Raw genomic sequence first — 2695 nt, 5'->3', positions numbered from 1 at the left:
CTTCTAAACGGCTGAAAAAAATCTTTTGAACGTCTAAATATTAACTAAAAAGAGTCAACCTATATCAGTATAATACAAAAACAGAATCCTATTATACTTTTTAGTTTCAATTTCTATATTTAGTTGTAAAAAAGATATAGCTGAATTTAAACCTACCAATCCATTTGAAAATATTCTAGTCATAGAAAAACAATTCTTTGATTTAGATACTCTAATCAACCAGATAATCACAGGAGAAAAAGGGACAAAAATATACTTCAATCGAGAAGATTTTGACATTAACGAAAATGATAAAGTAACTTTAGAATTAAAAGAATATTACAATCGATTAGAGCTGATTTCTGATAATTTAAATACAGTTACCAACAATAATGAACTGTTAGAATCCAACGGTGTGATATATCTCAACCTAAAAGTTGGAGATAAAAAAATCAATTTAAAAAAAGATAAAAAATTAAGAATCGAATTTGCACAAAAATTCAGAAAAGGAGACAGAATTTATAACGGTGTTTTGGATTCAATAAATCAAATTACTTGGGTTGATGATAAAGAGACATATATATCATTTCCTGTATTTGATTCTGTAGTAACAAGACAATTTGGTGGAGTTGAGACTTATAAGAATAAAATAATATCAATCGATTCCTTAGACTACTATTCTCAGCTAAACATTGATATGCTATCTGACGATGCAACAAGTGAACTTGATTATTTAAACTGGTGGGATTACCCATCTATTTTGATTAGTGATTTAGGATGGATAAATGTTGACAAAATTATAAAACCCGATGCAATTATATCTTACGAACTAAACTTGAACCAATCAGATTTAGATAATGTATCTACATATTTGATTTATCAAGATTTAAATTCTTTCATATCAGATTATCGCCAGCCAAATAATTTAAAATTCACGGATATACCTTTAAAAAATGAAACTTCATTAGTTGTAATAGCTAAGAAGAGAAAAGATATTTTTACCAATAGAATCTTGCTGAATGCAAATACAACAGGTCAACTTGAAATCGAACTAAAGAAAACCGATTCGACTGATTTAGTAAAATTATTAAAAAAGTAACTGTGTACAACACCGTGTATAATTAATTGCTTTGTTCTTGCCTACTTGCGAATATTCCTGCGGAATATTCACGGGTTCGTAAATGTTTGCTAACTTAGTCGCTAAACCACGCAACTAACCATACACAAACACGTTGTGTGTAATTTCCAAAAATTATGGAAATGCAAATTCGAACCAACTAAATCTAAGTAAAAAACACAAATAATTGTTCTTATAACTAAATCAAAATGGACAAAAAAATAATTGGAAAAACATTCCCAAATCTTAATAGAACTTTAGCATATTATAGTCCAACTTCGCTATATGTTACTTTAAACGAAATAACGGAAGAGCAGTTAGCAGATTTTTTTACCGATAATAAAAATATGAACAAGGTTAAGAATGAAAGTATATACATTCATGAAGTAAGACATAATATAGACCATTTTTGCACTCTTTGGGGACAATCGAATATATTAAAATTATCTAATGCGATTAATGCTAGAATCTCAAACTCAGCGACTGAGTTTTATAAAATTCATCCTTTTAAGAAAGAAGAGTATCAGTTTCATTATGACGAATACTATACAGTACATTACAATCAAGTAAAATATAATGACGCAAATGATACTTGGGCTTACCGACTTTCCTCTGGAATAAAATTTGACATTAAGGGAAAACCAGACGAAAAACAACCAATTCTATTTATGAATTTTGTAAACCCAAAAGGTATGCACGTTATTAGAGTTCCTATATCAATCGCAGCTCTGTTAGAAACTAATTCGACTTTTGATGAATATCAACATATTACAGAGTATATAAATTCTTTACCTTCAGCTGAAAAAGAAATAGAAAACAAGTTATTTTTAAATAGAAGTTATAGGAATATGCTATATAATCAAAATATGGCTGTTTATAATTCGGTTGTACATTTAACTGCTAATATTCTCGGAATTAACAATTTAATGAATGCACTAAGAATTTCGTCTGCAGTAGCAACACTCACATTGAATTTAACGAAAGAGTTAATCTCAATTATTCCCATTAATAAATTGGCTAAGGAAAAGTGGAAAGAAAGAACTAAATATATGATTGATAATAAAGAATTTGGTTTTATATTTTTCAACCTAATAGCTAATTATTCTGCGGAATACAAAAAAGATAATTTATATAATCTAGAGAAATTACTTTCTACTAATAATTTACCAAAAGAAGAGAAATGTGTTGAAATAATTGTAAAAGAAATTGACAATAATAAAGCTGAGTTATCAAAATTAGCGTGTTTAAATGAAAGTTTTCAAGACATCTGCGAAATTGGTAAAGAAGTTTTTCATAAAAGAGGTCTAGACGGTCAAAAAAAATCAACAAAACAATTACTAATTGATAACGAATTTCTTCCTGATGTAATATGCTCTAATACAGATTTTGAATTAGAAGATTATAATTTAAATCAAGTAATAAAGAATGCACCAACTAAGCTTCCATCACAACAACGTTACTCTTTTACAGACTTTATAAATCAAATGCTTGATGAATTTTATGAAATAAGAGGATTATAAAACTACACACAACAAAGTACTGTGGTAAAAAACAAGTAAAAACTTATTAATTTATTGCTAAAGTACTTCTGTAATTATT

At 27.8% G+C, this 2695-nt stretch carries 2 protein-coding genes; both read left to right on the top strand.

What is annotated here, in order from left to right:
- Positions 1 to 394: 394 nt before the first annotated feature.
- The gene (locus HSX10_RS18545; RefSeq protein ID WP_173589747.1) at positions 395 to 1078 is read left to right on the top strand and encodes a hypothetical protein; all 684 of its coding nucleotides are present in this window, start codon (positions 395 to 397) and stop codon (positions 1076 to 1078) included.
- A gap of 227 nt (positions 1079 to 1305) precedes the next feature.
- Positions 1306 to 2616 carry a hypothetical protein gene (locus HSX10_RS18540; protein ID WP_173589746.1) on the top strand — a complete coding sequence of 437 codons (1311 nt, stop codon included), beginning with the start codon at positions 1306 to 1308 and terminating at the stop codon, positions 2614 to 2616.
- Positions 2617 to 2695: the final 79 nt, after the last annotated feature.

This window comes from Winogradskyella undariae, assembly GCF_013285155.1.
Classification (GTDB): domain Bacteria; phylum Bacteroidota; class Bacteroidia; order Flavobacteriales; family Flavobacteriaceae; genus Winogradskyella; species Winogradskyella undariae.
The sequence above is the reverse complement of the archived record's forward strand: the minus strand, read 5'-3'. Positions and strand labels throughout refer to the sequence as shown.